Source organism: Pseudomonadota bacterium (genome assembly GCA_023229365.1).
Taxonomy (GTDB): domain Bacteria; phylum Myxococcota_A; class Polyangia; order JAAYKL01; family JAAYKL01; genus JALNZK01.
On the sequence record JALNZK010000237.1, the window covers coordinates 1 to 3,513 of the forward strand.

Genomic DNA, 3,513 nt, shown 5'->3' on the forward strand with positions numbered 1-3,513 from the left:
ACGATCCCGAGAACCCGGACTCCGCCCTGCCTGCGATCGAGGCGCTCGACCGGCTGCTGACGGGCCGGGAGGCGTGGACCGATCTGCTCGCCGTGCTCCGGCGAAAGGTCGCGCTCACGGCCGATCCCAAGGCGCGGTGCGAGATCCTCCAGCGCATGGCGGAGATCGAGGAGTCGGTGCTCGAGCGCCCGGCCGAGGCGATTTCGGTTTTCAAGGAGATCGTCGAGATCGACGACACCGATTTGACCGCCCTCTTCGGGCTCGAGCGGCTCTACGAGCGACAGCGCGATTGGCCCGCGCTCATCGCCGTGCTGCGGCAGCGAGCCCTGCTCGAGGGCTCGGCGGACGCGCGGCGGGAGATCCACCTGCGCGTCGCGCGCCTGTTCGAGGAAGAGCTCCACGACGCGGACGAGGCGATCGGCGCGTACCGCCAGGTCAACGACGAGGGCGCGCCGTCCCGCGACTCCCTGGGCGCGCTCGCGCGCCTGTTCGAGGCCGCGGAGCGCTGGTCCGATCTCTTCGAGGTCTACGAGGCGCTCGAACCCCTGGCCGAGAGCGCGGGGGAGCGCGCCGAGATCCTGTTCAAGATGGGCGACCTCCTGCGGCGCAGGCTCGACAACCCGGAGCGGGCGGTCACCGTGCTCGGCGACGCGCTCCGGATCGACGCAGGCCACGCGGGCGCGCGGGCCGCGCTGACCGGGCTGCTCGAGAGCCCGGTCAAGCTGGACGCCATCGCCATCCTGCGCCCGCTCTACGAGGCGGAGGGCGACTACAAGAGCCTGCTCCGGTGTGCGGAGATAGAGGCGGTGGAGATCGACGATCCGCTCGGCCGGTGCCGCGTGCTGCGCGACGCCGCCGAGGTCGCCGAGATCGGCCTCGAGGACGCGAACAAGGCGTTCGAGCTCATGGGCCGCGCGTTCCGGGTGGGCACCGCGTCGCCGGATCTCGAGGTGATCATCGAGAACCTGGAGCGGCTCGCGGCCCGCGTCGAGGCGTACGACCGGCTCCTCGATCTGTACCGCGAGGTCGCGCCGGATCTGCTGGACGGCACGCTCCAGGTGCAGTGCAACCTGCGCGTCGCCGAGATCGCGGAGGGCGTCTACGGGGATCAGCAGGTCGCGCGCGAGCACTACGTCAAGGTGCTCGACATGGACGGCGAGAACGCCGTCGCGATGAACGCGCTCGAGCGCATCTACGAGTCGCAGAAGCAGTACCTCGAGCTTTTCGACATCTACCGCCGGAAGGTGCAGAGCGCGCCGGGCGACGACGAGCGGCGCGAGATCCTGTTCAAGCAGGCGCGCGTCTGCGAGCTGAACCTGGACGACATCTCGGGCGCGATGCAGACGTACGAGACGATCCTCGAGGCGGATCCCGAGAACGCCGAGGCGCTCGAGGCGCTCGAGCGGCTCTACCCCATGGCGGACAGGTACGCCGATCTCATGGATCTCCTCGAGCGCCGCGCCCAGATGCGCGCGGACGGCCGCGTCGAGATCCTGCACCGGCTGGGGACCCTCGCGCGGGACAAGCTCGGCGACGAGGAGCGGGCGCTCGAGTACTTCGGGCGCGCGCTCGAGGCGGATCCGAACCACGAGGCGACCCTCGCGTCCCTCGAGCAGGCGATGCAGGACGAGGCGCTCCGGGGCCGCGTCGCGGAGATCCTCGAGCCGGTGTACAGCAGGCGCGGCGACTGGGTGAAGCTCGCGGAGGCGCTCGACGCCCGGCTCGGCGTCTGTGACGATGCGCTCGTCCGCAAGGAGCTGCTCAACCGCATCGGCACGGTCTACGAGGAGCAGCTCGGCGACCTCAACAAGGCGTTCGTGACGTTCTCGCGGCTGTTCCGCGAGGACGTCGAGGACCACCGCACGTGGGACCTCATCAACCGGCTCGCCGGTGTGCTCGACTACTGGCCGATGGTCGCGGACGTATACGCCAAGGCGCTCGACGACGTGGTCGGGGACACGCCGGACACGGCGGCGCTCGCGTACATGCTCGGCGAGATCTACGAGCAGCGGCTCGGCAAGCACCGCGAGGCGAAGACCGCGTACCAGCGCGTGCTCGCGTTCAGCCCGGACGACCCGAAGGCGTTCGCGGCGGTCGAGAGGATGCTGCTCGCCACCGAGGCGTGGCCCGATCTGCTCGAGCTCTACAGGGACGCGGCGGACGCGTCGATCGAGGCGGAGAACCGCAAGGGCTTCATGTTCAAGATCGCCGAGATCCGGGAGACGGCGAACAAGGACGTGGACGGCGCCATCAGCGCCTACCGGGACATCGTCGAGATCGATTCGCGCGACGAGCGCGCCATCGGCGCCCTGGACCGCCTGTTCGCGCAGGCGGGCAGGTTCGAGGACCTGACGATGCACCTGCGGATGCAGGCGGACGAGGCGGCGGGCGACGAGTCGCGCAACGAGCTGAGGCGGCGCCTCGCGCGCGTCTTCGAGGAGAACCTCGAGGACCTCACGTCCGCGGTCGACGCCTACGAGGAGGCGCTGAACGACGGGGACGCGAGGTCGCTCGCCGAGCTCGAGAGGCTCATCCTCAACGAGGGGCAGCGGCAGCGGATCGCCGAGCTCCTCGAGCCCGTGTACCGGCAGAAGGACGAGTGGAAGAAGCTCGTCGTCATCCTGGGGACCCTCGTCGACTTCGCCGCCGCGCCGGCGGACAAGGTCGCACGGTACCGGGAGATGGCGCAGCTCCACGAGCAGCGCGGCGGGAACTACAACCTCGCCTTCGGCGCCCTCGCCGATGCGTACAAGGCCGATCCATCCGATCGCGAGGTCCTCGACGAGCTGAAGCGCCTCGCGGAGGGGCTCGAGAACTGGGAATCCCTCGCCGCGGCGATCGAGCCGTGCCTCGGGGAGATCCTGGACCAGGAGTACAAGCGCGAGGTGCTCCACCTCCTGGGGCACACGTTCGACCAGCGGCTCGATCAGCCGCGCAAGGCGATCGAATCGTACAAGACGATTATCGAGATCGACGACTCGGACGCCGAGGCGCTCGACGCCCTCGAGGGGCTCTACAACCTCGTCGGCGAATGGGACGGCCTCGTCGACATCCTCGCGCGCAAGGCGCAGGTGGCGCAGAGCCAGGAGGCCCGCGCGGAGCTGCTCAGGACCAAGGCCTCGATCCACGAGGATCTGATGGGTGCGCCGCGCGACGCCATCGAGGCGTTCCGCCAGTCGCTCGAGGCGGATCCGACCTCGCTCGTCGCGCTCGACGCTCTCGAGCGGCTGCACGAGGCGGCCAAGGAGTGGGCGGAGCTCATCGACGTGCGGCGCCAGCGTCTCGAGGTCGTCTCCGACGCGGCGACCCGCCTGCCCGTGCTGCGATCGATCGCGACCGTCTACGAGGAGAAGCTCGACGACTCCGACGAGGCGATCGCGGCGTGGCGCGCCGTGCTCGACGAGGACGGTCGCGACGCGGCCGCGCTCGACGCCCTCGACCGGCTGTACGCGGCGAAGGAGATGCCCTCCGATCTGCTCGAGGTGCTCAAGACGAAGAAGGAGTGCGCCGGCG

General features: G+C 69.9%; 1 protein-coding gene. It reads left to right on the forward strand.

Annotation, left to right across the window (positions count from 1 at the left end):
- The coding region (locus M0R80_31670) for a tetratricopeptide repeat protein (GenBank protein ID MCK9464200.1) at positions 1–3,513 on the forward strand (3,513 nt) is incomplete at both ends.